Origin of the sequence: Streptomyces gobitricini, assembly GCF_039532985.1 — a bacterium.
Taxonomy (GTDB): Bacteria; Actinomycetota; Actinomycetes; order Streptomycetales; family Streptomycetaceae; genus Streptomyces; species Streptomyces gobitricini.
Map to the genome: position 1 here is coordinate 104,223 of NZ_BAAASR010000018.1, position 26,049 is coordinate 130,271.

Consider the following 26,049-nt stretch of genomic DNA (forward strand, 5'->3'; position numbering starts at 1 on the left):
CAGACCGCGCCCCTGCGGCGATCGCTCAAAGAGGCAGGCCCGTAGGTCGTCCGGCTGAGGCCCGGGAAGTACCGCCGAGTGGCTGCCGCTTGCACGGTCGTGGGGCCACCGGGTGTGCGGGAGGCGGTCGCCGTCCGCAGCCGTCGAAGCGTCCTGAACAGCACCCCGTGGCCGGCGCTGCGGTTGCCCCGCGACGGGCGGCCGGGCCGTCGGCGGCCGAGCCGTCCTCGGTGTCGGTACGGACCGCCATGCTGGCGGCGTGACTCCTTGGAACCTGCACGATCTCGACCGAGCCCTGCGAGCCGGCTGGGCCGCGGACACCTGTTCACCCGACGACCAGTCCGACTGGCACACGGCCAACCCGGCTCTGGGGCACTGCGACATAACCGCCTTGCTCGTCAACGACATCTTCGGCGGCGACCTGATGCTCGGAGAGGTCCACCGTGACGGAAGGCAGCACGGCTTCCACTGGTGGAACCGGCTGCCCAGCGGGGTCGAACTCGACCTGACCCGCGAGCAGTTCCGGGCCGGCCAGACGATCACCGCCGCCCGGGTCGTCGAGCGCCCGCCGGGCCCTTCGCCCCGCCGCTGGGAGGAGTACCTGATTCTGCGCCGGCGCGTCGTCGAGCACCTCGGTACGCTCCCGGAGCCCGCCGGAGCAGGGGAAGCCGGCCCGTCCGGTTCAGCGGGATGACACCGTGCTCGATCGCGCGGTCAGCGACCCGTGCTCCCCCACCTCTGCCGCAGTGAGCACGCCGGGCGTGTTCCTCGGCCAGTCCGCGCGGCCGAGGTCGGCGGCGCGCGAGAGGGCAGAGGGCGGCTCGCTGCGGGGTCGGCGGCTCCAGCCCACCACGTACCGAGCCGTGGGCGCCTCGGGCTCGCCGGTGTCGCGATCCGGGGGGTCAGGCGTCGCCGTGGGGCGTGGTGTCGAGAACGCGGAGGTACTCGGCGAGCGTTCCGGCGGCGGTGAGCATGGCGCGTCCACGGTCGGCGAGCCGTTGTCGCCAGACGTCGAGGGAGTGGGCGAGCGGCTCGGGGCCGCCGGCGCGGCGGACCTGGTGCATGACCGTGGCGATGTGGCCGAGGGGGTAACCGCCGCGCCGGAGCATGTGGGCGAGTTGGGCGTCGCGGACGTCGCTCGCCTCGTAATGGCGGTGTCCGGTGTGCGGGTCCCGGACGGGCTGGAGAATCCCGGCTCGTTCCCACTTCCGCAGGGTCGCGGGCGAGACGTCGAGCCGGTGGGCGAGATGGCCGACCGAGAGGGGGCGGTCCGGGAGGCCGGCGGCCGGGGGGCGGCTGAGCGCGTCGGCGGCGGCTTCGACCGCGTCGAGCGTTTCGCGGTCGCGGAGCAGTTGGGCGTGGCTGCGGTCGACCGCTCGCAGCGCGGTGTCCAGGTCGCCCTGGTTGACGGCCCGCATGACGTGCCCGCTGGTCGTGTAGCCGTGCGCGGGGACGAGGGCCAGGTAGGCGCGGAGGGCGTGGAGGTGCACGGACGTGTAGCTGCGGTAGCCGGCGGCGGTACGTCCGGCCGGCGGCAGCAGGCCGTCGCGCTCGTAGTTGCGTACCGCCTGGGTGGAGATCCCGTGCTCCCTGGCCAGGTGCACCGGGCGGTACCGCTCACCGATGGTCGCCTGCACGGCCGTTTGAGGCTTCATACCTGATTCCCCGCGAACCTTCCGCTCAAGTTTACACCGATGGTTCAACGATACGGTCAAGGTCATGACTTCGACCTCCGCCATGATCCCCGCCCCGCACGGTTCGTTCGGCCCTGACGACGACCATGGGATAGCAGCGGCTCTGTCCGCCTTCTTCGAGGCCCGCGAGACGCCACCGGAGCTGTTGGCGCTCGGCGAGCCGACGCACTTCGAGCCGGCCTTCGGGTACCTGCGCAACCGCATGCTGCGGGGGCTCGTGGAGCACGGCTTCAGCTCCGTCGCGCTGGAGTCCGACCGGATCGCCGCCCTGCGGGTCGACGCGTTCGTCCGGGGCGGAGCCGGGACACTCGACCAGGTCATAGCCGAGGGCTTCAGCCACGACTTCGGTGCGCTGGCCGCCAACCGGGAACTCGTGGCCTGGATGCGCGCGTACAACCACGGGCGGCCCGCCGGTGAGCAGCTGGCGTTCCACGGCTTCGACGCCGCCATGGAGACGATGAGCGCGCCGAGCCCGCGCCGCCACCTGCTGCGTCTGCACGGCTACCTCGCCGAGCACCTGGGCCGGGACGCCTTCCTCCACGGCCACGCGGACCTGGAGCGGCTCCTCGGGGACGATGAGCGCTGGAGCTCCACCGAGGCGGTGCTGGCCGCCGAGCACTCACCCGGCGCCTCGGCGGAGGCCTTGGCGTTGCGGGGCATCACCGACGACCTGCTGACCACCCTGCACGCGCAGGTGCCGCGGCTCGTCGCGGCGACCTCGCTCGCCGAATGGCGGCACGCCGAGACGCACGGCCGGGCCGCGCTGGGTCTGCTGCGCTACCACGCGCAGCTCGCCGACCCGGCGGTGCCGGGCGAGCGCCTGGCTCGTTTGTGCGCCGTCCGGGACGCCCTGATGATCGAGAACCTGCTGGACATCCGTGCACGCGAGCGGCAACGCGGCCGGACGCTGGTGTTCGCCCACAACCTGCACCTCCAGCGGAACCCGAGCGCGATGGACATGGGCGGCGTGGACATCACGTGGTCCAGCGCGGGCGCCAACGCCGCCGCACTGCTCGGCGACAGTTACGCCTTCATCGCCGGCAGCCTCGGTGCCAGCGCCACGCTGGGACTGGGCGAGCCGCCGGCGAACACCTACGAGGGCGCGCTGCGGCGGGCGACCCGCGACTGCGCCCTCTTCGACGGGCACCGGCTGCACCAAGCACTGTCCGCCACGGCACTCGACGTCCGTACGGACGCCCGGCCCGAGCAGGGGTACTTCCCGCTCGACGCCGTGATGCTCGAGCACTGCGACGCCGTGCTCCACGTCGCCGCCGCGAGCAGCCGCCCCGTGGACGGGGACGCGGAGGTGGCGCCCGCTTCGTGACGCCCACGCCGTTCCACATGGCCCGGCGGTCCGGTGGTCCACTGGCCCCGTGGGCGGCGGTCGGCGGCCGGCGACCGGCGCGGTCGAGACGGGCGATCCCCCTGACGGGGTGACACGCCCTCCGTCGCACGCCGTGCGGGTGCGGACGGCGCTCCGCGCGGTCAGGCTTGGGCGGACGGGCGACCTTACGGAGCCGAAGCCTCGGATGGATGGGAACACGTGGCGCACATGGACAAGTCGAAGCTGATCGAAGCGACCGCGGAGAAGGCCGCGTCGGCGGAGTCGGGCCGGCCGATGCGGACCGAAGACATCGAGCGGGTCGTCGACACCCTGTTCGGGACCGTGGAACGGCCCGGCACTATCGCGGAGGCTCTGGCCAGGGGCGAGTCGGTCGTTCTCGGCAGCTTCGGCGGGTTCGACCACGCCGACGGCACGGCGGCCTTCCGGCCGGGCAAAGCGCTCACCGAGTACCTGCGCGGTGCCTCGGGCTGACGGCCGCCCCGCTCGCCCGGCGCCGACCGCGCCGTTCGGGCGGGGCGGAGCGGCGGAGCCGCGGCGGTGGTGGCGGCAGTAGCGGTGGCGCGGCGGAACCGCGGCGGCAGCGGCAGCGGCAGTAACGGTGGCACGGCGGGACCGTGGCGGCGGTGGTGGCGGTTCAGGACGCGCCGGGCGGTGCCAGGCGGCGGCGCAGCCGGTGCAGCCCACGGCGGGCGTGGCTCTTGACCGTGCCCAGCGGCAGCCCGGTGCGCCGGGCGATCTGGGCCTGGCTCAGGTCGTCGTAGAACGCCATGCGCAACACCACGCGCTGCGCTTCCGGCAAGAGCGCCATCTCGTCGCCCACGCACACCCGGTCCAGCACGTCCTCGGGCCGGGACGCGGCGGGGGCGGCGTGCCGTTCGCGTTCCGCCCGGGCGGCGAGTTCGGCGCGGCGGGTACGCGCGGCGAGCGCGTCGGCGATCTTGCGGCGGGTGATGCCGACGAGCCAGGCGGACAACGGGCCGCGTTCGGGCCGGTAACCCGCGCGGCCGTGCCAGGCCGCGAAGAACACCTGTTGGGTGACGTCCTCGGCCTCGCCGGGGTCTCCGAGCGCGCGCAGGGCGAGTCCGTGCACGAGCGCGCCCCACCGGGCGTACACACCCGCGACGGCCTCCTCCTCGCCCCGCGCGAGCCGCTCGGCGAGGTCCTCGTCCAGCCGCTCCGGGCGGGCGGGCGCGGCAACGGTCTTCTCCGTCATGGTGGCTGCTCCTCGGCACCGGTGCGGCGCCCGGGTCGTTCCGCCTCCGGCGCCCGGAACACCGCGCTGTGGCCACCGTGCGTAAAGCAAGATCACCTGGGCAACTCGCAACGCTTGTGCATCGGATAATCGACGCGTGAACGATTCCGTGGAGCCCGGTCTGACGACCGGAGCGGTGGCGCGCCTGCTCGGCGTCTCGCCGGTGACGCTGCGCTCGTGGGACCGGCGGTACGGCATAGGCCCGGCGGACCACCGCGTCGGTGGCCACCGCCGGTGGCGTCCGGCCGACATCGCGGTGCTGCGGGAGATGTGCCGGCTGACCGCCGCGGGGCTCCCGCCCGCGGAGTCCGCCCGTGCCGCCCGCGCCTTACGGGAACGGGACGGCCACGCGGACGGCACGGCGCCCCGCTCCGGCTCGGACGGCACTCCCGGGCAGGCCGCCGACCGTGTACCCGGGCCCCGCTCGTCTCCCACGCCCCGCTCGTCTCCCACGCCCCGCTCGTCTCCCACGCCCGGCGGACCGCCCGCCGGGGACCGCGGGTTGTCGGCGGCCGGTGTCCGCCGGGAGTGCCGGGGCCTCGCGCGGGCCGCGGTCCGGCTGGACGCCCCGGCCGTGGAAGAGTTGCTGGACACCCTGGTGGCCCGGTACGGGCCCGTCGTGGCCTGGGAGAAGGTGATGGTCCCGGTGCTGCACGCGGTGGGCCGGACGTGGGAGACGTCGGGCGACCGGTACGTGGAGGTGGAGCACCTCCTGTCCTGGCACGTGTCGACGGCGCTGCGCAGGGTGCCGTCGCCGCCCGCGCGGTGCCCCGGGGACGGCGCGGCACCAGGGCCCGTGCTGCTCGCGTGCGTACCGGACGAGCAGCACTGCCTCGCGCTGGAGGCGCTCGCCGCCGGGCTCGGCGGTTCGGGTGTGCCGTACCGGATGCTGGGGGCCGCCGTGCCGGTCGAGGCCCTGGGCGCGGCGGTGCGCCGCACCGGCCCGGCCGCCGTGGTGCTGTGGTCGCAGTCGCGCTCGACGGCCAACGTGCCGCTGGCGCGGGACGTGGCCGCCACGGGCTGGGGCGTACGCGGGGCCAGGAACACCCCGGCGGTGCTCACCGCCGGTCCGGGGTGGGCGGGGCCGCGGCCGGCCGGGGTGCTCCGGCCGCTGTCCCTGCGGGAGGCGCTGTCCGCCCTGGCCGGAGCGCGCGGGTTCAGTCCCGCCCCCGGGCCCGCCTGAACCGGGTGAGGGCCTCGGCCAGGTCCACGATCGGCTCCGGGTAGTCGTGGCGGGCGCGTTCCGCCTGCGGCAGCTTCCAGGGCTCGTGGACGGCCGGGCCGTCCACTCCGGCGAGTTCGGGCACCCATCGGCGTACGTAGGCGCCGTCGGGGTCGTAACGCCTGCCCTGGACGACCGGGTTGAGGACCCGGTTGGGGCGGGAGTCGGTGCCGGTCCCCGCCACCCACTGCCAGTTGAGCTGGTTGTTGGCGATGTCGCCGTCGACCAGCAGGCCGAGGAAGTGGCGGGCGCCCACACGCCAGTCGACGTAGAGCGTCTTGGTGAGGAAGCTCGCCGTCAGGAGCCGGCCCCGGTTGTGCATCCACCCCTCGTGGGCGAGCTGCCGCATGGCGGCGTCCACGATCGGGTAGCCGGTCAGGCCCCGCCGCCAGGCCTCGATGTCGTCCGCCGCGGTCCTCTCGGTGCGCCAGTGGTCGTGCTTGGTGCGGTAGTCCTGGGCGGAGGCGGCCGGACGGGCGGCGAGCACCTGGCGGTGGAAGTCGCGCCAGCACAGTTGCCGTACGAACGCCTCGGCGCCGGGCCCACCCGCGCGCCGGGCCCGGTGGACGGCCTCGGTCGCCGAGACGGTGCCGAAGTGCAGGTGCGGCGAGAGCCGGGAGGTGGCGTCACCAGCCAGGTCGTCGTGGCGCTCGGCGTAGGCGTCCGCCGCGCCGTGCAGCCATGCCGTGAGGCGCCCGCGCCCTTCCGTCTCGCCGCCCGCCGCCAGCCCCGGGGACGTGCCGCCCACCTCCGTGCGGGCGGTCACCGGCTCGGAGGGCACCCCGCCGGGCACCGGCACCCGGCGCGGGGCGGTGAGGGGTTCGCGGAGCCGATGCACCGCCCAGCGCCGGTAGTACGGGGTGAAGACCGCGAAGTGGTCCGACCCGGCCGGCGTGAGGGTGCCGGGGTCCACCGCCGTGACCACGCCGTCGTGGACGTACAGGCGCCGGCCGTCCGCCTCCAGGGCCACGCGGAGCCGGTCCTCCCGGTGGCGGGCGTATCGGGTGTGCTCGCCCGCCATGTGGACCTCGTCCGCCCCTGCCTGCGCGGCGACGGCGCAGGTCTCCCGCACCACGTCCCCCGAGCGGACGACCAGGCGCCCACCGCGTCTGTGGAGGCCCTCGTCGAGGTCCCGCAGGCAGTCGGCGAGGAACGCCCGCCGGTTGGGCACCGCGAAGCCGGCCGCGTCGATCGCGCTGTCGTGGACGAACAGCGGCACGACCTGCCGGCCGCCGCCGAGCGCGGCCCGCAGCGGCGGGTGGTCGTGCAGTCGGAGGTCGCCGGTGAACAGCACGACGGATACGCTCATGCCGACGCGCCGGTGCGCCGGCCGGAGCCCGGGCGGGCCCGCTCCTCGTCCTCCGCCGCGCGGGTGATGTTGCGGGCCATCCCCCCGAAGACGGTGGCGTGGAAGGGGGACACGCCCCACCAGTAGGCGTGGCCGAGCAGGCCGCGCGGGTGGAACAGGGCGCGCTGCCGGTAGCGGCTGCGGCCCTCGCCGTCCTCCTCGGCGTACATCTCCAGCCAGGCCAGGCCCGGCAGCCGCATCTCGGCGCGCAGCCTCAGCAGCCGACCGCGCTGGATCTCCTCGACGCGCCAGAAGTCCAGCGAGTCGCCCACCCTGAGCCGGTGGGCGTCACGGCGGCCGCGGCGCAGTCCGACGCCGCCGGCGAGCCGGTCCAGCCAGCCGCGTACCGCCCAGGCGACGGGGAAGGAGTACCAGCCGTTCTCGCCGCCGATGCCTTCGATGACCCGCCACAGGGCGTCGGGCGAGGCGTCGACCGCCCGTTCGCGCCGGTCGGTGTAGAGGCTGCCGCCCGCCCAGTCGGGGTCGGTCGGCAACGGATCGCTCGGCGCGCCGGACACGGAGGCGGAGGACCACCGGGTGGTGACCTGGGCCTCGCGGACCCGCCGCAGGGCGAGGGCGAGCGCCTCGTCGCAACCGATGGGGTGACCTGGCGGGTCGGGGACGTGGTCGGCGATGTCGTGCTCACGGCACACCACCTCGTACCGCAGCGACTCGGCGAGCGGCCGGGCGAGGGCGGGCGGTACGGGGGTGACGAGGCCGACCCAGAGGCTCGACAGGTTCGGCGTGAGGACGGGCACCGGCAGGATCAGCCGGCGGCGCAGTCCGGCGACGACGGCGTACCGGCGCATCAGGCCGCGGTAGGTCAGGACGTCGGGGCCGCCGATGTCGAACACGCGGTTCACCTCGGGGGGCATGCCGGCGCTGCCGACGAGGTAGCGCAGGACGTCCCGCACCGCGATGGGCTGGATGCGGGTGCGGACCCAGCTGGGGGTGATCATGACCGGGAGCCGCTCGGTGAGGTAGCGGAGCATCTCGAAGGAGGCGGAGCCCGAGCCGAGGACGACGGCGGCGCGCAGCACGGTGGTGGGCACGCCGGAGTCCAGCAGGATCGCGCCGACCTCGGCGCGCGAGCGCAGGTGCGGGGAGAGTTCGCTCGCGGGCACGCCGGCCGGGGTGAGGCCGCCGAGGTACACGATGCGCCGTACGCCGGAGTCCCGCGCGGAGCGGGCGAAGGCCCGGGCCGCCATGCGGTCGGTCTCCTCGAAGCCCCGCCCGCTGCCGAGGGCGTGGACGAGGTAGTACGCCACGTCCACGTCACGCATCGCGGCCCGCAGCGACTCCTCGTCGGTGACGTCCCCCTGTACCACCTCGACCCGGTCGGCCCAGGGGTGGTCCCGGAGCTTGCCGGGTGACCGTGCCAGGCAGCGGACGCGGTGGCCGGCGTCCAGCAGCTCGGGCACGAGCCGCCCGCCGATGTAACCGGTGGCACCGGTGACCAGGCACAGGCCCGTGCCGTTCGGGTGGGTCATGGGAGCTCCTTGCCGCAGGGTCCTGTCACGTCCACGTTCCCCCTTGTCCGTTCCTTCCGCCCGGCGGGTCCGTCCGGATGCGTGCCGCGGCCGGGCGTCGCGACCGGCGCGGTGGTACGCGTCGGACCTGGCGCGGTGGCACGCGGCACGATCGGCGCGGTGGTACGTGTCGGGCCGGCGCGGTGGCAGGCGTCGCGATCGGCGACAGCGGCGCGTCGCCGTCGGCGCGGTGTGCATCCATCCGGCGTCGCGCGGCACAAGTACTTCCACGAGAACCGTCCCGCGACCCCGAGGAGTGCTATGCCGTTCACCGGCAGGTCCGTCAGGTGGCTGCTGCCCGCCGTCCTGATCGTCGTATGGCTGGCCGTGGGGGGTGGCCTGGGACCGTACGCGGGGAAGCTCGGCGAGGTCGCCACCAACGACCAGGCCGCGTTCCTGCCCCGGAGCGCGGAGTCGACGCGGGTGCTGGAAGCCCAGCGCGCCTTCCGGCAGGAGGAGACGGTACCGGTGATCGTCGTCTGGACCCGGGCGGCCGACGGTGACGCGGCGGCGGGCCCTCCCGTCGCGGCGCGGAAGGATGCGGCGACCACGGCGCTGGCCTCCCTCACCGGCGCGTCCGGTGTGGTCGGGCGCCCCTCCCCCGCCCTGCCCTCGCGGGACGGTGAGGCCCTCCAGGGGGTGGTGCAACTGCGTCCGGATCTGGGCGACCGCCTGCCGGAGGTGCTGGACCGGGTGCGGGACGCGGCGGACGGTGTGCCGGGTACGCGGGTGCAGCTCGCCGGTCCGGCCCCGACGCAGGCGGACCTGTCCGACGCGTTCGCGGGCATCGACGGCGTACTGCTGGTCGTGGCGCTGGTCGCGGTGCTGCTCATCCTGCTGCTCGTGTACCGCAGTGTGCTGCTGCCCCTGGTCATCATCATCGGGGCCGTGTTCGCCCTCGGGCTGGCGTGCGGGCTGGTGTACGCGCTGGCCGAACGGGACGTGGTGCGGGTGGACGGACAGGTGCAGGGCATCCTGTTCATCCTGGTGATCGGCGCCGCGACCGACTACGCGCTGCTGCTGACCGCCCGTTTCCGCGAGGAACTCGCCGGGGGGTTCGACCGGTTCACCGCCGTGCGGACGGCGGTGCGGCGGTCCGCCGGGCCGATCGCGGCGAGTGCGGCCACGGTCGCCCTCGGGCTGCTGGCTCTGCTGCTCAGCGACCTGACCAACAACCGTGCGCTGGGGCCGGTGGGGGCGATCGGCATCCTGTGCGCGGTGCTCGGGGCGCTCACGTTCCTGCCCGCCGTGCTGGTGCTGCTGGGCCGCGCGGCGTACTGGCCGGCGAAGCCGACGGGCGTGGAGCACCCGGTGTGGTCGAGGCTGGCGGCCCTGGTCGACCGGGCGCCGCGCCGGGTGTGGGCCGTGACGCTCGGCGCGTTGCTCGCCTGTGCGGCCTTCGCGCCGACGCTGAGCGCGCGGGGCGTTCCGCTGGACGAGATCTTCGTGAGCGACGCGCCCTCGGTGGCGGCGCAGTCGACGCTGGCCGAGCACTTCCCCGGCGGGTCCGGGAACCCGGCGGTGGTGATCGCCGACGCCGGGCGGCTCGCCCGGGTGACGGCGGCCGCCGAGCAGACCGAAGGTGTCGCGTCGGCCGCCCCGGTGACGGCGTCGGGCCGCCCCGGTGGCGGGCCGCCGCTGGTGGCCGACGGCCGGGTGCGGATCGACGTGACGCTCGCCGACACCGCCGACAGCGACGCCGCGAAGGACACCGTCGTCCGGCTGCGTCAGGCCGTGCACGCGGTGCCGGGTGCGGACGCGCTGGTGGGCGGTTACACCGCACAGCAGTACGACACGCAGCGCACCGCCGAGCGGGACCGCGCACTGATCATGCCGGTCGTGCTGGCGATCATCCTGGTGATCCTCGTTCTGCTGTTGCGCGCCCTGTTGTTGCCGGTGCTGCTCATCGCGACGGTGGCCCTCAGCTTCCTGGCCACGCTGGGCGTCGCGGCGCTGGTCTTCGAGCGTGCGCTCGGTTTCAGCGGCACCGACGCGTCCGTGCCGTTGTACGGGTTCGTCTTCCTGGTGGCGCTCGGCGTGGACTACAACATCTTCCTGATGTCGCGGGTGCGGGAGGAGTCGCTGCGGCACGGGACGCGGGAGGGCATGTCACGCGGGCTGACGGCGACCGGGGGTGTCATCACCTCGGCCGGAGTGGTGCTCGCCGCCACGTTCGCGGCGCTCGCGGTGATCCCGCTGGCCTTCCTGTTGCAGATCGCGTTCATCGTCGCGTTCGGCGTCCTGCTGGACACGCTGGTGGTCCGTACGCTGCTGGTTCCGGCCCTGGTGCGGGACATCGGCCCCGCCGTGTGGTGGCCCGGCGCGCCGTACCGCCGGCGCGAGGCACGGCCTGACGGCCCCCGGACCGAAGCACGGCCTGACGGGGCCCCGGACCGCAACACGGCCTGACGGGGCCCCAGCCGGAGGCGTGACGGCCCCCGCACCCGAGTGCGGCGTGACGGCCCCCGGACGGAAGCGCCCGGCGGGCGCGGCGTTCCGGGCGGTGATCCACTGCGGGTACGGCTGTCGCGGGGCCGCGTCGCGCGGCAGCCGTACCACCGGTCGGGCGCCGGGTGCATCCGGAGCGCGGACCGGTGGCGAAGAGCGGAGGACGGTGCCGTCTACGCGTGAGGGGATGCCGGATGAGGGCCGTACCTGGACGTACCGACCATGTGGTGGTCGTCGGTGCGGGGCTGGCGGGGCTGTCGGCGGCCCTGCACCTGCTCGGCGCGGGGCGCCGGGTCACCGTCGTGGAGCGCTGCGCGGTGCCGGGCGGGCGGGCCGGGCTGGAGACGCGGGGCGGGTACCGCATGGACACCGGTCCGACCGTGCTCACGATGCCGGACCTGGTGGAAGAGGCGTTCGCGGCCGTCGGCGCCCGGATGGGCGACCGCCTCGACCTGGTGCCCCTGCACCCGGCGTACCGGGCGCGGTTCGCCGACGGTGCCACGCTGGACGTGCACACCGGCGCGGACGCGATGGCCGCCGAGGTGGAACGATTCGCCGGAAGCCGGGAGGCGTGCGGGTACCGGCGGCTGCGGGAGTGGCTGGAACGGTTGTACCGGGCGCAGATGCGCCGGTTCATCGACGTGAACTTCGACTCGCCGCTCCAGTTGTTCGGCGCGGACCTTGCGCGGCTCGCGGCACTGGGCGGCTTCGGGCGGCTGGAGAACCGGATCGGCCGGTTCCTGTCCGACGAGCGGCTGCGCCGGGTGTTCTCCTTCCAGGCGCTGTACGCCGGTGTGCCGCCGGCGCGGGCGCTGGCCGCGTACGCCGTGATCGCCTACATGGACACGGTGGCCGGGGTGTACTTCCCCCGGGGCGGCATGCACGCCCTGCCGCGTGCGCTGGCGGACGCGGCGGCCGGGGCGGGCGGGGTGTTCCGGTACGGCGAGACGGTCACCCGTCTGGAGCGTTCCGGCGACCGGGTCACCGCCGTGGTCACCGACCGGGACCGGGTGCCGTGCGACGCGGTGGTCCTCACGGCCGACCTGCCCGCCGCCTACCGGCTGCTGGGCCGCCGTCCCCGCCGGCCGCTGCGGCTGCGCCACTCCCCCTCCGCGGTGGTCCTGCACCTGGGGACCGACCGCGCCTGGCCGGAACTGGGGCACCACACACTGTCGTTCGGGTCGGCCTGGGCCCGCACGTTCGGCGAGATCACCCATGAGGGGCGGCTGATGTCGGACCCGTCCCTGCTGATCACGAGCCCCACGGCCACCGATCCGTCCCTGGCGCCGCCCGGCCGGCACCTGCACTACGTCCTCGCGCCCTGCCCCAACACCGACATCGGGCCCGGTGCCCGCGAGTGGCGCGACCTCGGGCCCCGCTACCGCACCGCGCTCCTCACCGAGCTGGAACGGCGGGGACTGGCCGGGCTCGCCGGCTCCGTGGAGGAGGAGCTGCTGGTCACCCCGGCCGACTGGGCCGGCCGGGGACACGCGGCGGGTACGCCGTTCTCCGCCGCCCACACCTTCGCCCAGACCGGTCCCTTCCGGCCCCGCAACCTCGTACGGGGCACCGACAACGCGGTGCTCGCCGGGTGCGGCACCACGCCGGGCGTGGGCGTGCCCACCGTCCTGCTGTCCGGGAAGCTCGCCGCCGCCCGTATCACGGGTGCGCGTCCGCGGAGGAGGTCCTATGACGGTGCGTGAACTCGACGCGGCCGGGATCACCGACCCGGCGCTGCGCGTCGCCTACGCCCGCTCCCGTCTCCTGAACGCGCGGCACGGCAGGACGTACTTCCTGGCCACCCGGCTGCTGCCGCCCGCGCGCCGCCCGGCCGTGCACGCGCTCTACGGCTTCGCGCGGCGGGCCGACGACATCGTCGACGACCTGGGCGGCACGGCCACCACCGGCGAACGGGCCGCCGCCCTGCGGGCGCTGGAGGAGCGGCTGGACGCGGCGCTGGCCGGCGCGCCGGTGCGGGAGCCGGTGGTGCGGGCGCTCGCGCACACGGCCGCCGGGTACGCCATCGAGCCGTCGCTCTTCCGCGACTTCCTGGTGTCCATGCGCGCGGACCTGGAGGTGACCGAGTACGCGACGTACGACGAGCTGCGCGCCTACATGCACGGGTCGGCCGCCGTCATCGGGCTGCAGATGCTGCCGGTGCTCGGCACCGTCGTGCCCCGCGAGGAGGCGGAGCCGCACGCCGCCGCGCTGGGGGTGGCGTTCCAGCTGACCAACTTCGTGCGGGACGTCGGCGAGGACCTGGACCGCGGCCGGGTCTACCTCCCGGCGGACCTGCTGGCGGCGCACGGCGCGCACCGGGAACTGCTGCTGTGGAGCCGGCGCACCGGGCGCCGCGACCGGCGGATCGTCTCGGCGCTGGCGGCCGCCGCGGCGCTCACCCGTGACGTGTACCGGGAGGCGGCGCCGGGACTGGCCATGCTCGACCCGGTGTCCCGGCCGTGCGTCCGGTCGGCGTTCGTGCTGTACGGCGAGATCCTGGACGCGGTCCGGCGGGACGGCTGGTCCTCGGTGCACCGGCGCTCGGCCGTGCCCCGGCGACGGCGGGCGGTGGTGGCCGCCGCGGGGGTGACGCGGGTGGCGGCCGCCCGGTTCGGCGCGGCGCTGCGCAAGGGGGCGGCGTGAGCCCCCGGGTGCCCCGCCGGGGGTGGTTCCCGCTCGCGCTGCGCAGGGCGTCCGTCGCCTGGGAGCGGCAGCGGCCCACCTGGCGCGAGGCGCGCCCCGGGCTGATCGCCGACGCGCTGAAGCGGGCCGTGGCGCGGCCGTCCGGCAACTGGTACGTCCTGTGCGCCGCCCGGGATCTGGTGGCGGACCGGCCGCGGGGCCTCACGGTGGCCGGGGAGGAGGTGGTGGCCTGGCGCGGCCCCGACGGCCGGGTGCACGCGGGCCCCGGGGCGTGTCCGCACCTCGGGGCGCCGCTCGCACAGAGCCGGGTGCGGTGCGGGAGGCTGGTGTGTCACTGGCACGGACTGGCGCTGGACGGCGGCCCGTTCGCCGGGTGGGAGCCCTTCCCGGCGTACGACGACGGGGTGCTGGTGTGGGTGCGGCTGGACCGGTGCGGTGGCGAGGAGCCGACGGATCGGCCGTCGGTGCCGGTCCGCCCCGACCCCGCGCGGGCGGTCGCGGCGGTCTGGTCGGGCGTGGGGCGGTGCGAACCGGAGGACGTCGTCGCGAACCGGCTCGACCCGTGGCACGGCGCGTGGTTCCACCCGTACTCGTTCGTCGACCTGGCCGTGGTGGACGCCGGCGGGGAGGCGGACCGCTTCGTGGTCGACGTCTCGTTCCGGCTGGCCGGCCGGGTGGTGGTGCCGGTCCGGGCGCGGTTCACGGCGCCGGGGCCGCGGACCGTCGTGATGGAGATCGAGGAGGGCGAGGGGCGCGGTTCGGTCGTGGAGACGCACGCCACGCCGCTCGGCCCCGACGAGCTGGGCCGCCCCCGGACCGCCGTGGTGGAAGCGGTGGTCGCGGCTTCCGAAAGGCCGGGGTTCACCGTGGCGCGGGCCGCCGCGCCGCTGGTGCGGCCGCTGATGAGAGCGGCGGCGGGCCGGCTGTGGCGCGACGACCTGGCGTACGCCGAGAGGCGGTGGGAGCTGCGCTCGACGGGCCGGTTCCCGGGCTGAACCGGCCCGGGCGCGCCGGGCGGCGCGGTGACCGGGCCATGGGTCAGCCGGCCGCCAGTCGGGCCAGCGCGCGCAGCGGTGCCGACCTGCCCCGCGTGGGGACCGTCCACAGCGTCTGCCCGCGCACGCCCCACTGTTCCAGCAGCGCGTTCGCGGCCAGGAACCCGCTGGTGGCGGCCCGTTCCATCAGGGCCACCGGCAGGTCGGTGCGGACCAGGTCGCCCGCCACCACCACGGCCGGGTCGGGCGTCCGTACGGTGGGGCGGTCCTGGTAACCGCCCACGGGGAAGTGGGGGCAGTCGGCGCGCCATTCGTGCCGTTCGTCGACGACGAGGGCGTCCCGGATCTCCGGGTACAGGGAACGCAGCCGGGTCAGCATGCCCTCCTGGAAGATGGGCCGGTGGATGCCGGGGGCGGTGGCGTACGCGTGCAGCTCCACGACGCTCCCGCCGGTGCGGGCCGCCCACCGTGCCGCCTCGCCCTCCCAGCGCTCCAGAACGCTGACGTTGTCCAGGCCGTCGTACCCGCTGGTGGCCAGGAAGCCGGGGCGGTGGCGGTCGACCGGGCGGTCGAGCCAGTACCGGGACACCAGGAACGGCGGCGCCGTGCGCAGGCGGCGGATCCGGGTGCGCCAGGCGCGGTCGCCCAGCCGGGGCGACTGCGCGACGACGCGGCGCAGGCCGGCCGTGTCGAGGGCGAGGACCACGGCGTCGTGGTGGTCGGTCCGGCCCGCCGCGTCGACGGTGAACCCGCTGTTCCGGCCGGGTTCCACCACGTCGACCGGCCGGCCTTCGAGCAACTGGGCGCCGTGTCCCGCGAGGTAGTCCCCGAGCGGCTCCCACAGCGCCTGGGGGAAGGGCTCGTCGGGGACGTCGAAGAGCAGTCCCTCGCTGGAGCCCAGGAAGTAGATGTGGAACATCAGCGCCAGTTCGGCCGCCGACAGCGTGCGTGGCGGGACGAAGAAGCTGCGCGAGAACACCTCGAAGGCCAGGTGGTGTGCCGCCTCCGGGAACCGGATGCGCTCCAGCAGCTCGGCGGCGCTGACGTCGTCGAGCCTCCGGTACACGTCCGGGACACGGACGTCGAACAGCGGCAGCGCCGCGCGCGGATTCATCCCCGCCAGGTCCGCGGCCCGGAAGCTGGGGCTGAGCGCGGCGAAGGCGAGGGCGTTCCACGGCGGGGTGCGGGGGACGCGGGCGAAGCTGTCGCGCAGGCCGCCGCTGTGCCACAGGGGGTAGTCGGGCAGCGCGCGGAGCCGGTCGAGCCCGGGGTCGGCACGGCGCAGCAGACCGCGCAGGTTGTAGTACTGGCGGAAGAAGGCGTGGAAGCCACGGCTCATGGTCGCGGTGGTGCCGTCGGAGAGGGTCACCGGCCGGCCGGCGAGCCGCCCGCCGAGCTGCTGCTCCCGCTCGTACAGGGTGACGCGTACGCCGCGTTCGGCCAGCGCGGTCGCCGCCGCGAGACCGGCGATGCCGCCACCGATGACCGCCGCGCGGGGCGGGTCGCCGGTGATACGCGGCCGGCCCGGCCGCGGCGCCACGATCCGGGCCCTGCGGTCGCGGCCCCGCCGGGGCGCCGCCGCCGGGCGGAAACCGGGTGTGCGGTCCGGGGCGGGGGTGTGGCGCCGTGCGGGGGCGTGCTCCGGGGCGGGGGTGCGATGCGGTGTGTACGACTGGTCCGGGGCGGGAGTGTGGCGCGGTGCGGGGGCGTGCTCCGGGGCGTACGAGTCGCCCGGGGCGTGGAGGTGGTCCGGCGCGTGGAGGTGGTCCGGGGCGTCGTCGTGCGGAGCGGTCATGGGCGGTTCCCTTCTCGGCGGCCGGCCGGCGCGTGGCAGCGGGCCAGGGCGGGGATTTCGGCGACGGTGCGCAGCATCGGCAGCACCGGGGTGCGCAGCCCGATACCGAGGTCTTCGAGCAGGTGGGTCCCACCGTCGAGGAAGCGCAGCAGGCGTTCGGTCGGCACGGTGCGGAAGAGCTCGGTGAAGAAGGCCGGCCCGTCGAGACGGCCGGTGTCGAGCGCGCGCAGCACCACGGCGTCCATGGCCCGTGCCCGGCGCGGGTAGGCGGCGGGCGGCACCGGGACCCGCCCCTCGCGCAGGGCTTCGGCGACGGCGCGGGTCTGGCGCTGCACGCCGGCGAACGTATAGCCGGTGGAGGGCCTGGTCGCGCCCCCCGCGGCCCCGATGCGGAACACCGAGTGTCCCGCGCGGCGCCGGTGGCGCCCGTCGCTCATCGGGATCACGCCCTGTTCGCTGCCGGTCACCTCGTAGCGCCCGATGCCGAGCACGTCGTGCACGTAGTGGCGCAGCGCGCGGTCGTACCCGGGGGCGGTGAGGGGCGCCGCGGAGAACCCGGTGTACTCGACGAGCGCGTGATGGGTGCCGAGCGGCAGGACGTACCCGAAGGCGAGCCCGTGGCGGGGCTGCGGGACCCGGAAGTCCATCAGCTCCACGGTCGTGGGATCGAACACCGGCCGCTCGGTGTGCAGGAACCAGCCCCGGAAGTGCTGCAGGAGCAGGGTGCGGGCCGGCGGCGGGCGCAGCGGACGGCGCGAGTCGAAGACCCAGCGGGCGCGCACCAGCAGGCGGCGGCCGTCGGCGGTGACACCCAGCACCTCGGCGCCGTCGGGCCGGTCCCGGACGCCGCGTACGGCGGCTTCCAGGTGGGTGACGGCGCCGGCGCCGACGCGTTCGCGTACCGCCCGCGCGAAGGTGTCCGAGCGCAGCATCTTGTAGCGCAGCGGGCCCGGGCTGCCGGTGACGGCCCCGCCGTCCGTGCCACGCACCCGCAGCCGGTCCCAGCACCGGACCAGCAGGTCGTCCCAGTCGCCGCCCGGTTCCTCCCAGAAGCACCAGGTGCGTTCGGGCGGCCGGAGGGGTCCCGCCGGGGCGTCGACCAGCACGACCCGCGACGGCCCCCGACCTCCCGGTCCCGGCCCCGGTGCGCACAGGTGGTGGGCCAGGGAGAGTCCGGCGGCGCCCGCTCCCACGATCGCGACCTCGGTGTCCACCACCAGGGGCGTGTCGCGTCCGACGTGTGTCCCGGGCACGGGCGGCTCCTTCTCCTGCTGCGGTTGCCTTTCCCATTCGGCAGAAGGGCCGCGCTCGGATGCGGGGGTGGCCCGAACGGCCGGATCGGGCACCACTCGGTGCCCGGCGGACACCGTTGCGGGCAGGGCGCGCCGGATCACCGCTCGGCGGCGCTCCCGCACTTCGTCCGAGTGCCTCGACGTCGACCGCGACGGGGTCCTGGAATGACGGGAGGGAACGGCAGGTCTCCCGGAAGCCGACGGGGAGCTGCACGGGCTGCCCGTCGGTGCCGCACGGATCCGGTCCGTTCCCTGTGCGGGTCTCGGGGCCACGGCCAGGTGGCGGGCCGGGTCGGGGCCGGGGGAGCCCGCTTCCTCGACCGCCCCGACCCGGGGACGGCACCCGGCGGGCGGCGGGGCGGGGCGGCGGGGCGGCGCCCGGTAGAGGGCCGACCGCTAGGACTCGGTGCGCAAGGTGGCGAGGGGCGTGCGGTGTTCGGTGCCGTCCGGGAGACGCCAGGGGGCGGTGACGCAGGTGTGCTCGGGGTTGGGAGCGGAGGGCCGGAGGACGCGGACCACCGTGAGGGTCGACGGGCCGGTGTCCGTGGGGATGGTGACGGCGGTGCCCTCAGGGGTCTCGGCGACGGTGCTCGGACCGGTCGGCGACGAAAGGGGGCGGGCGGCGCCGTGCCGGACGACGGAGCGGTCGGGGGTGTCGGACTCGCTCTGCGCCTGCGGCTGCGCGTGGCCCTGGAGGAGGGCGAGGAGCTGGGCGACCATGACCGGGTCGCCGGTGCCGTCGTAGACCCAGCGCCGCCCCAGCACCCCGTGCTCGGACGTGCCGACGAGTGCGGCCCCGTCGTCCTCGTGAGGCTCCTCGATCGGGGCGCCCCGGTAGGTGAGCGGGACGTGGTACGTGACCGGCCGGTCGCCGGACTCGTCGGTGACCACCATGAACTCGACGCCCACCTCGCCCTCCGGGTCGTCGAGCCGGAAGCCGCCCGCATGGGAAAGCGCCGGGGCGTTCCCCGTCGAGACGTACCACGGGCGCGTGGGCAGCCAGGACGCCAGCAGTTCCAGCTTGCCCGGGGTCATCGTGGTCCGGTGAACGACAGCCATGCCTTCGTGGTCCTCCCGTGTCACTGTGCCCGTCCCGCCGGTACGTACGAACACCGAATACCCGTCAGGCTACTTGGCGCACTCCAGCCCCGCAGCGGTACCCGTGTCCCAGGGGCGGCAGGCGCCCTGGGAAGTGGGGCGGTGTCGTGGCACGATGGGCGGACGAACAGTGTCGACCGTCGGTACTCGTTCCCTGGGGCAGCAATGAACGACTGGCTCCGCTTCCGCCTCATCGGTGTCGCGCTCGCGACCGGCTTGTCGCTGCTCGCCTGCAGCGGTACGGACGGGCGTCAGGACGCGCCGACGACGTCGGCCGCGCCGAGACCGCCCGCTCCGTCGCTGTCGCCGTCGTCGGCACCCGTACCGAGCGGGGATCCGTCGTCGACGCGGGCCACACCGGCACCCGACACGTCCACCGCCCCGGGGCCGGGCGGCAGCGAGCCCGCCACCGGCCTGGGACGCCTCCAACCGATCTGGCCCTTCACCACGCTCGGCCAGGCGCAGGCGTGGCAGCGTGAGCACCGTGCGGGCGGCCATCAACCGTGGCACCTGGACCCGGAGCAGACCGCGCTGTCGTTCACCCGCGGCTATTTGGGCTTCTCGGAGATCGACCGTGTCACCTCGCGGTCGATCGACGCGACGCGTGCCCGTATCGGTGTGGGCCTGAGCGTGCACGAGGATTCGGGCAGCGCGGCGGTCGTCCACCTCGCGCGGTACGGCACCGGCCGCGACGCGCCCTGGGTGGTCGTGGGCACCGACGACGCCACGTTCACTCTGACCCGGCCCGCGTACGGATCGGTGGCCCGCTCCCCCATGACCGTCGGCGGGCGGATCAGCGGTGTGGACGAGAGCATCCGGGTAAAGGTGCGTCAGCCGTCGTCCGAGGCACCGCTGGGCGAGTCGTGTTGCACGCCCGCGGGCGGCTCCGGCCGGCCGTGGTCGACCTCGGTCTCCTTCAAGGGTGCGAAGGACGCGGTCCTGACGGTGGTGGCCACGACCGGCGGGCACATCGCCGAGGTCGAGCGGTTCACGGTCACAGCCGTGCGGACCGGCTGACGCCGGGCCGAGCGGCAGCGAGCCGGTACAGGCGGGTGGCCGGCGGTGCCGGCGCCGCCGGGACGCCGGCATCCCGGCCGCGCCGGGGCCGGGTCACCGGACGGCCGCTCGACGGGTACGGCTCCACCGGACGGCCGCTGGACCGGGGAGGAGGGCGCCTGGAGAGCTGTGTGTCAGTGGCACTGGTTACCGTGGCAATCATGATCGACGCTGATGACGTCCGCCGGATCGCGCTCTCCTTCCCCGAGACCGTGGAGAAGGAGGCGTGGAACATGCCCACCTTCCGGGTGGCCGGGAAGATGTTTGTCACGGTCCCCGACGATCAGACGTCCTTCGCGGTGCGCTGCCCGAAGATCGAGCGCGCGGAGCTGATCGCCGCCGAGCCGGAGAAGTTCTGGGTGCCGCCGCACGAGGCGAGTTCGGCATGGGTCCGGGTGCGGCTCGCCGCTCTGGAGGACCAGGAGGAACTGCGCGACATCCTCGTCGACTCCTGGAGACAGGCGGCCCCGGACCGGCTCACGGAGCGGCACCCCGACCTGAGCCCGGGCGCGGGCGCCGGCGGCCCTCGATGAGCGGCGGCTCCGATCACCCACGGCCTCGGTGCCGTCAGGGCCGGCGTCGTGGTCGATCAGCGCGACGGGGTGGCGCCCAGTTCGCGAACCGCCCCGTGCCTCGTCCGCGACGTGCTGATCGGTGCTCCGTGGCCGCAGCGGATCCGCACGGGAGATGAACGTCGCCCCCCCCTGCGCGGCACCTTGTCCGGCGTGCTGGCCGCTTCCCTCTCCGGAGGCAGGTCCGCGGCCGGCACCGTCGGCCTTCGGCGCGGATGCGCGGGGGCTCCACGACCATGGCGGCCGGTCCGTGGGCCGCTGAGGCCCGTGCCGGAGGCCGAGCGCCTCCCGTTGTCAGTGCCGGATGTGAAGCTGATCGGCATGGACGACAGCATCCTCAGGCGCCGGGTCTATGGCGCCGACCACGACGACCCCGACCCCGGTCCGCGTCCCGGCCGGGTCTACGGCGAGCTGGTGGGCGGTCCCCTCGACGGGCTTCTCCTCGACGTCACGGGATGGAGTGGGAGCCGGCTCGCCGAAGAGGCCCGGCTGCCCACGGAGATAGGGCGGTACGGCCCCGGTGGCCGTACGCACTACCGGCGCCGTCCGAGCGACCCCGCCCGGTGGGACTGGACGGGCGACAGTCCGTGACCCCGGGGCCGGCGCCCCTCCCCCGCGCGCGGTGACAGGACCTGTCGGTCCGGTGCCTCCGCCGGGCGCCGCCGGTCCGCCGGTCCGCCGGTCGGGACGGGCCGGGCGCTCAGGACAGACCGCTGACGACCTGCCGTACACGGGCGGCCACTTCGTCCGGCAGAGGGGCGTAGTGGATCCGGGAGAGGTCCTTCTGTCCCTCCGCGCTCGCCGTGTAGGTCAGGAAGGACTTCAGAGCGGGCAGCACCTCCGCCTGGTTGCCGCTGTCACAGACGATCTCGTACGTGACGAGGACGATCGGGTACGCGCCGCCGGCCCGGGTCCGGTAATCGAAGGCCAGCGTCATGTCGTGGCCCGTGCCCTTCACCCGGGCGGCGGCGATACCCGCCGAGGCCGTCTGGGCGGAGACGGCGACGGGTTCCGGCGCGCCGGTGTCGAGCCTCACCGTCGGGAGGCCTTTCGCCTTGGCGAAGGACAGCTCGAAGTAGCCGATGGCACCGTCGGTGACCTGCACCCGGGACGCCACGCCGTTGGAGCCGGCTGCCGACTGGCCGCCCTTGGCCTGCCAGGCCTTGGCCTGTGGGTACGGCCATGCGTCGGGCGCGGCGCCGGCGAGGTAGGCGTTCAGGTTCTGGGTGGTGCCCGACTCGTCGGAGCGGTGGACCGTGCTGATGGGCTTGGCGGGGAAGTCGGTGCCCGGGTTGAGGCGCCGGATCTCGGGCGCGTTCCACATGGTGATCTTCGAGTCGAAGATCTTCGCGAGGGTGGGGGCGTCGAGGACGACGTCCCGCACTCCGGAGAGGTTGTACCCGATGGCGACGGGCCCGCCGACCATCGGCAGATCGATGGCCCTGCCGCCCCGGCACACCTCACGGGAACGCGCGACCTCGTCGGCGTTCAGCGGGCTGTCGGTTCCTCCTATCACGGTGGCACCGCGCAGGAACTGGGCGACGCCTCCGCCCGAACCGATGGGCACGTAGCGGATCTGGACCCCTGGGCAGGCCTTCTGGTACTCGCGCATCCAGTGCTTCATCGCGTTCTGCTGAGCGCTGGAACCGGACGCTGCCAGTTGGCCCCGCTGCGCGCACGCGATGCTGCTCGTGCGCGCGGGGGCGGGACCGTCGTCGGTGACGGTGGTGGTGCCGCAGGCGGACAGCAGCAGGGCGCCCGCTGCCGCTGCCATGGCCGCCGCCGTGTTCGTTCCCACCGGACGTACGCGATGTGCCCGTCGACGCTGCACCTGTCGTTCCTCTCCGAAGGCGGGAACATCGATGCTTGCCCATGTGTGCGGTCCGATGGTGTCGTGCCGACGAACGGACGCTGTCCTTCGGGCGACGTACTGGCCCCCCCGGCGGTGACCGTCGCGCCTTTGACCAAGCGCCGGAGGAGAGTTCACCCGGGGCGTCAGGGCGCCCGGACCGCGGGCGGGTCGCCCCAGGGGGCTGCCAGGGCTTCTCGCAGGCAGGTGGTGGCGTCCCGGCCGATGCGCCCCGCCAGGTGGTCCTCGAGAACGTCGAGTGTGGCCAGGGCACGGCGGTGGACGCGGGCGCCTTCGGCAGTGGTGCGGATCAGGCGGTTGCGGGCCGAGGCGGGGTCGGGAATCTGCTCCAGCAGTCCCATCCCGATGAGGCCGTGGACGGCCTGGTGGGCCGTCTGGCGGGTGACGCCGATCCTGCGGGCGAGTTCGGCGATCGTGGTGCCCTCGTCGTCCAGGGTGGCGAACACCGCGCCCTGGGCGGCCGTCACGGGCTGCTCTCCGGCGGCCCGCATGCTCTCCTGCAACGCCTCGTCGAACCAGCGCTTGGCCTCGATCAGCAGCTGGGGCAGGTTCCGTGCGGGGGTGGTCATGGCTCCTCGGATGGCGGGGGATCCGAGCATAGCCGTGCCACCGGCGACAACACCTCACGGCCCGTCACCGCGCCCGCCGCGGCACGACCGGGCGCGGTGGGCCGCGGCCGGCCGCCCAGGGGCGCTTTCGTGACGGCGCGGCGGCGGGGCAGGCCCACGCGGAGGCGCTCGCCCACCGCCGTCCGGTTCAGTCGTCCGGGTGCGTCTCCGTCTTCACCGACCAGGAGCCCCCCGTGCAGCCGGCGGGCAGAGGCGGAAAGCGGTGCCCCTTCACGTCCGTGCTCCAGTGGTGGCCCGCTCCGCAGTCGCACTGGTAGATCCCGCTCGCGGGGACGATCTCACCGGGATGCCACGACGTCTTCTCCTCGCTCATGACATCTGTCTACGACGCCGCTCCCCGCTCCGCGACCCGACAGCCGGACGGCCCGACGGCCCCCGACGGCCCGACGGCCCGACGGCCAACCGGACGGCCCGACAGCCGGACGGTCGACTCCAGTGCTAATCCGAACGATCGGCGTCACGACCGGCTCCCGTTCGTTCACCTTCGACCCTCTTGTGGTCACGCGTTAATGTCCCCGCCCGCCGAGGCGTCCAGAGGTGACGGCGCAATCCGCGCCGCGCCCTCTCACGGAAGATCGGGAGCCCTTGCATGACGTCGTCCCTGGACTGGGTCGGATGGGTCACGGCCGCGTCGGGTGCCGTCCAGGCGCTGGGCGCCGTACGGCGCCTGCGCTGGAGGCGGCCGGCCCGGCACACGCCGGGTGCGGGCATCGGCACGGGCCACGGAACGGAGCCGCGGCCGTGCGGGTGCCTGCCATGGGCGGTGCGGTACGAGGCGGCCGACGGCAGCGTGCTGACCGTCTGGACGGCGAGGCCGGTACCGGACGGGCGTCGCGAGGAGAGCGGCCTGTGGTGAGCGACGTACCGCCCGACGAACCACTCCGGCTGCGGGGGAGCCTCGGTCAGCGGCTGCTGGAGATCTATCCGGCGTACATCGAGCGAGCGCCGTACGCCCTGCGCAGGACCTTCCGCATCTCGCTGGTCCAGGGCCAGGACGTCGCACAGGAGGCGTTCTTGCGGGTCGCCCGCGCGTGTGTCACGGGGCGGGCCGTTCCCGGCGAGCACCTGATGGCGTACCTGCTGGGCGCCGCGCACAACCTGGCCGTCAGCACGTTCCGCAGGGAACGGTCGGTGCTGGTGGCGGACACCGTACTGGCCCGCCTCCAGGAGCGGCGGTCGCCCGTCGCGACCGGTGACCTGCGGGTCTTGCACGAACTGGTCGTACCCGCCATCGAGGAGATGGCACCCGGGTCGCGGAGGCGGATCGTCGAGTTGCAGGCCCGGGGGCTGGAGGACGGCGAGATCGCCGAAGCACTCGGCATATCGCTGGAGAACCTACGGGTCCAGCGGCACAACGCGATCGTCGAGCTGCGGCGCAGGCTCGGACGGCATTGCCGCCCTCAGCGGCGGAAGGACACGGCGGTGCACGGAAAGGGAATCAGGTGAGTGATGTGAGCAGGGACGACGCTCCCCGGGGCGAGCGCTCGGAACCGCCGGTTCCGGCCGGGCTCACCGAGTTGCTGCGGGAGTTGGAGGGGGCGAGGGACTTCTGGGACCGTCCGTACGGCACGTGCGGTCGCGCTCCGCACGGTGAGGCGGAGGAGGAGCGGGCCCTGGCGAACTCCTTCTACCGGCTGGGCACCAAGGCGCTGCGCCGCGGTGAGCTGGCAGCGGCGGCGGACTGGCTGGGCCGGGCCGGTGAAGAGGGCCATCCCGGAGCGCTGTTCCGTCTGGCGGTCGTCGTCCACCGCCGGTTCGGGAGCGAGGGTCGCGAGGATGCCGAGTTCCTCGTGGCCGAGGCGGCGCGGCTCGGCCACGGTGACGCCCGGGCCATGCTCGGTCCGCCCACGGCCCGTGAGGCGGGGGCGGGGACGGGGACGGGGACGGAGGCAAAGGCGCCGGCACAGGACCCGGAGTTCGCCGGTGAGGTCCGTGCCGCCCTCGGACGGCCGCTCACCGCGTCGCCGGCGGCCGTGCCCCCGGCCGGAGGCACGCGTCCGGAGGCCGGTGCGGCCGGGCCCGGCTCCGGTTCGCGCCCTGTACATGGCCGGGCCGCCGCGGCGGACGCGTCGGACCCCGCGGCGGAAGGCGACCGGCCCGGCCGCCCCGCGGTGGCGCCCCCGCCACCCGGCCCCGCGGTGGCGCCCCCCGCCTCCGGCCAGGCCCCAGCGGCGCCGGGCATGGCGCCTGGCACCGGGGCGGGCCCGGCGGCGCGGCCCGTCGCACCCGCGCCCGCGCCCGCGCTCCGCCCTGCCGGTGGCCTCTGGGTGCCCGGCGGCCCCGACGGGCGCAGCCGCCTGTGGACACCGTCGCCGATGCGGCCCCCGTCCCTGGCCGGTCTCGCCCAGCAGGTGCCGTCGGCGCACGAGTCGGCCCAGCGGTGGCAGCAGGCCATGCGCGTACTGGACGTGCTCCACACCATCGGCGGCGCGGACGGGCCGATGAGCGCCGTCCAGATCGCCCGGGGCACCGGCGTGGAGACGTCAGCGCTGGAACGCCTGCTGGCCTGGCTGTCCGAGCAGCGCCTGGTGGCGGTTCCGGAGCCCGGCGCGTACACGGCGGGCCCGCTCCTTCGCGTCTGGGCCGAGCACAAGGGCGCCGAACGCGAGAGCGCCCTGCGGGAGATCCTCTCCGAACTCCGGGACAGGGTGGGGGCGGCGGTGTACGTGAGCCGCTACACGGACGGCGAGGTGCGCATCAGTCAGTACGCGGCCGGACCGGGCGCCCCGGCGGTGCGCGAGTGGGTGCCCTTCCGCGAGGCCGCGCACGCCAGCGCCGTCGGCAAGAGTCTGCTGGCGCAGCTGGACTTCGAGGACCGCATGGACCACCTCGACCGGCGCCGGCCCGTCCCTCTGACGCCGCGCACCATCACGGATCTCCGCCATTTGTTCCACGCCCTCGACCACCACGGGCCGCAGGCGGCCCAGTTCGACCTGCTCGAGTACTCCAACGACGAGGTCTGCGTCGCCTTCCCGCTCACCGTCGCCGGCCGCGCGGGGTGCGTGGCGCTGTCCCTGCCCGTGACGCAGCAGCACCGGCTGCTCGAAGCGGCCGATGCCCTGAGCAATCGCTCGGCGACCCTTCTGGCGACCCTGCTCCTCGCGGAGGACCCCCCGCGGTGCGACCCCGGCACGGGTCAGGGGCTCCTCGCGGAGGACCCGCCGGGACACGACCCCGGCACGGGGCGGGGCGACGAGGGTACGGAGGCCTTCGTCCGCACGGGCGTCCCGCTCCCCGCGGAGTAACCGGTGGCGCTCGGGA

Annotated in this window: 24 protein-coding genes; 14 read left to right on the top strand and 10 right to left on the bottom strand. The window is 75.0% G+C overall.

What is annotated here, in order from left to right; genetic code table 11:
* Window positions 1–259: 259 nt before the first annotated feature.
* Complete coding sequence (locus tag ABD347_RS15835) at window positions 260–694, top strand: YunG family protein (protein WP_344361482.1); 435 nt, start codon at window positions 260–262, stop codon at window positions 692–694.
* Between the two features lie 208 nt (window positions 695–902).
* Here ABD347_RS15835 and ABD347_RS15840 read toward each other — a convergent pair whose 3' ends face one another.
* Window positions 903–1,655 (bottom strand): MerR family transcriptional regulator, encoded by a 753-nt coding sequence (locus tag ABD347_RS15840; protein ID WP_344361484.1) that lies wholly within the window; start codon window positions 1,653–1,655, stop codon window positions 903–905.
* Between the two features lie 64 nt (window positions 1,656–1,719).
* Here ABD347_RS15840 and ABD347_RS15845 point away from each other — a divergent pair, with 64 nt between their 5' ends.
* Both ABD347_RS15845 and ABD347_RS15850 read left to right on the top strand, forming a co-directional pair.
* Window positions 1,720–3,018 (top strand): erythromycin esterase family protein, encoded by a 1,299-nt coding sequence (locus ABD347_RS15845; protein ID WP_344361487.1) that lies wholly within the window; start codon window positions 1,720–1,722, stop codon window positions 3,016–3,018.
* A gap of 228 nt (window positions 3,019–3,246) precedes the next feature.
* Window positions 3,247–3,510, top strand: coding sequence for an HU family DNA-binding protein (locus ABD347_RS15850; protein ID WP_344362351.1), 264 nt, complete (start codon window positions 3,247–3,249; stop codon window positions 3,508–3,510).
* A 163-nt stretch (window positions 3,511–3,673) separates the two neighbouring features.
* Here ABD347_RS15850 and ABD347_RS15855 read toward each other — a convergent pair whose 3' ends face one another.
* Window positions 3,674–4,252 carry a sigma-70 family RNA polymerase sigma factor gene (locus tag ABD347_RS15855; protein WP_344361489.1) on the bottom strand — a complete coding sequence of 193 codons (579 nt, stop codon included), beginning with the start codon at window positions 4,250–4,252 and terminating at the stop codon, window positions 3,674–3,676.
* Between the two features lie 136 nt (window positions 4,253–4,388).
* Between ABD347_RS15855 and ABD347_RS15860 the strand changes: the two genes are divergently transcribed.
* Window positions 4,389–5,474: a MerR family transcriptional regulator gene (locus ABD347_RS15860; protein ID WP_344361492.1), complete on the top strand. Its 1,086-nt coding sequence runs from the start codon at window positions 4,389–4,391 to the stop codon at window positions 5,472–5,474.
* Here ABD347_RS15860 and ABD347_RS15865 read toward each other — a convergent pair.
* Together ABD347_RS15865 and ABD347_RS15870 are read right to left on the bottom strand one after the other, a co-directional pair.
* Window positions 5,449–6,822 carry a cryptochrome/photolyase family protein gene (locus ABD347_RS15865; RefSeq protein ID WP_344361494.1) on the bottom strand — a complete coding sequence of 458 codons (1,374 nt, stop codon included), beginning with the start codon at window positions 6,820–6,822 and terminating at the stop codon, window positions 5,449–5,451. The two genes, ABD347_RS15860 and ABD347_RS15865, sit on opposite strands and share 26 nt — an antisense overlap.
* Window positions 6,819–8,351: an SDR family oxidoreductase gene (locus ABD347_RS15870; protein ID WP_344361497.1), complete on the bottom strand. Its 1,533-nt coding sequence runs from the start codon at window positions 8,349–8,351 to the stop codon at window positions 6,819–6,821. The genes ABD347_RS15865 and ABD347_RS15870 overlap by 4 nt, the downstream gene beginning before the upstream one ends.
* 300 nt (window positions 8,352–8,651) lie before the next feature.
* On the opposite strand from ABD347_RS15870, the gene ABD347_RS15875 reads away from it, so the two are divergent.
* The 4 genes from ABD347_RS15875 to ABD347_RS15890 all read left to right on the top strand — a co-directional run bounded on the left by ABD347_RS15875 (window position 8,652) and on the right by ABD347_RS15890 (window position 14,476).
* Window positions 8,652–10,799 (top strand): MMPL family transporter, encoded by a 2,148-nt coding sequence (locus ABD347_RS15875; RefSeq protein WP_344361498.1) that lies wholly within the window; start codon window positions 8,652–8,654, stop codon window positions 10,797–10,799.
* 233 nt (window positions 10,800–11,032) lie between these two features.
* On the top strand, window positions 11,033–12,541 hold the full coding sequence (crtI, locus tag ABD347_RS15880) for a phytoene desaturase family protein (protein ID WP_344361500.1): 1,509 nt from the start codon (window positions 11,033–11,035) through the stop codon (window positions 12,539–12,541).
* Window positions 12,528–13,481, top strand: a complete 954-nt coding sequence (locus ABD347_RS15885) for a phytoene/squalene synthase family protein (protein ID WP_344361502.1) — start codon at window positions 12,528–12,530, stop codon at window positions 13,479–13,481. The genes crtI and ABD347_RS15885 overlap by 14 nt, the downstream gene beginning before the upstream one ends.
* The gene (locus ABD347_RS15890; RefSeq protein WP_344361504.1) at window positions 13,478–14,476 is read left to right on the top strand and encodes a Rieske (2Fe-2S) protein; all 999 of its coding nucleotides are present in this window, start codon (window positions 13,478–13,480) and stop codon (window positions 14,474–14,476) included. Before ABD347_RS15885 ends, ABD347_RS15890 begins: the two co-directional genes overlap by 4 nt.
* Before the next feature lie 43 nt (window positions 14,477–14,519).
* Here ABD347_RS15890 and ABD347_RS15895 read toward each other — a convergent pair whose 3' ends face one another.
* The 3 genes from ABD347_RS15895 to ABD347_RS15905 all read right to left on the bottom strand — a co-directional run bounded on the left by ABD347_RS15895 (window position 14,520) and on the right by ABD347_RS15905 (window position 18,622).
* Window positions 14,520–16,271: an FAD-dependent oxidoreductase gene (locus tag ABD347_RS15895; protein ID WP_344361505.1), complete on the bottom strand. Its 1,752-nt coding sequence runs from the start codon at window positions 16,269–16,271 to the stop codon at window positions 14,520–14,522.
* Entirely contained in the window at window positions 16,268–17,488 is a 1,221-nt protein-coding gene (locus tag ABD347_RS15900) for a lycopene cyclase family protein (protein ID WP_344362354.1), read from the bottom strand. The genes ABD347_RS15895 and ABD347_RS15900 overlap by 4 nt, the downstream gene beginning before the upstream one ends.
* A 471-nt stretch (window positions 17,489–17,959) precedes the next feature.
* Window positions 17,960–18,622, bottom strand: coding sequence for a maltokinase N-terminal cap-like domain-containing protein (locus ABD347_RS15905; RefSeq protein WP_344361508.1), 663 nt, complete (start codon window positions 18,620–18,622; stop codon window positions 17,960–17,962).
* A gap of 204 nt (window positions 18,623–18,826) precedes the next feature.
* Here ABD347_RS15905 and ABD347_RS15910 point away from each other — a divergent pair, with 204 nt between their 5' ends.
* The 3 genes from ABD347_RS15910 (at window position 18,827) to ABD347_RS15920 (ending at window position 20,880) form a co-directional block, all read left to right on the top strand.
* A complete protein-coding gene (locus ABD347_RS15910; protein ID WP_344361510.1) occupies window positions 18,827–19,678 on the top strand; it encodes a hypothetical protein in 852 nt (283 codons plus the stop codon).
* Between the two features lie 200 nt (window positions 19,679–19,878).
* A complete protein-coding gene (locus ABD347_RS15915; protein ID WP_344361512.1) occupies window positions 19,879–20,250 on the top strand; it encodes an MmcQ/YjbR family DNA-binding protein in 372 nt (123 codons plus the stop codon).
* A 360-nt stretch (window positions 20,251–20,610) separates the two neighbouring features.
* Complete coding sequence (locus ABD347_RS15920; protein ID WP_344361515.1) at window positions 20,611–20,880, top strand: hypothetical protein; 270 nt, start codon at window positions 20,611–20,613, stop codon at window positions 20,878–20,880.
* Between the two features lie 109 nt (window positions 20,881–20,989).
* Here the strand turns inward: ABD347_RS15920 and pstS are convergent, their stop codons facing one another.
* The 3 genes from pstS to ABD347_RS15935 all read right to left on the bottom strand — a co-directional run bounded on the left by pstS (window position 20,990) and on the right by ABD347_RS15935 (window position 23,101).
* Window positions 20,990–22,063 carry a phosphate ABC transporter substrate-binding protein PstS gene (gene pstS / locus ABD347_RS15925; protein WP_344361518.1) on the bottom strand — a complete coding sequence of 358 codons (1,074 nt, stop codon included), beginning with the start codon at window positions 22,061–22,063 and terminating at the stop codon, window positions 20,990–20,992.
* A 221-nt stretch (window positions 22,064–22,284) separates the two neighbouring features.
* Window positions 22,285–22,728 carry a MarR family winged helix-turn-helix transcriptional regulator gene (locus ABD347_RS15930; RefSeq protein ID WP_344361520.1) on the bottom strand — a complete coding sequence of 148 codons (444 nt, stop codon included), beginning with the start codon at window positions 22,726–22,728 and terminating at the stop codon, window positions 22,285–22,287.
* 187 nt (window positions 22,729–22,915) lie between these two features.
* Complete coding sequence (locus ABD347_RS15935; RefSeq protein WP_344361522.1) at window positions 22,916–23,101, bottom strand: hypothetical protein; 186 nt, start codon at window positions 23,099–23,101, stop codon at window positions 22,916–22,918.
* 276 nt (window positions 23,102–23,377) lie between these two features.
* Here ABD347_RS15935 and ABD347_RS15940 point away from each other — a divergent pair, with 276 nt between their 5' ends.
* Genes ABD347_RS15940 through ABD347_RS15950 form a run of 3 tightly spaced genes read left to right on the top strand, consistent with a single transcriptional unit; the run spans window position 23,378 to window position 26,033 of the window.
* The gene (locus ABD347_RS15940; protein ID WP_344361523.1) at window positions 23,378–23,644 is read left to right on the top strand and encodes a hypothetical protein; all 267 of its coding nucleotides are present in this window, start codon (window positions 23,378–23,380) and stop codon (window positions 23,642–23,644) included.
* The gene (locus ABD347_RS15945) at window positions 23,641–24,234 is read left to right on the top strand and encodes an RNA polymerase sigma factor (protein ID WP_344361526.1); all 594 of its coding nucleotides are present in this window, start codon (window positions 23,641–23,643) and stop codon (window positions 24,232–24,234) included. Before ABD347_RS15940 ends, ABD347_RS15945 begins: the two co-directional genes overlap by 4 nt.
* Window positions 24,235–24,239: 5 nt before the next feature.
* Window positions 24,240–26,033 carry an IclR family transcriptional regulator domain-containing protein gene (locus tag ABD347_RS15950; RefSeq protein WP_344361529.1) on the top strand — a complete coding sequence of 598 codons (1,794 nt, stop codon included), beginning with the start codon at window positions 24,240–24,242 and terminating at the stop codon, window positions 26,031–26,033.
* Window positions 26,034–26,049: the final 16 nt, after the last annotated feature.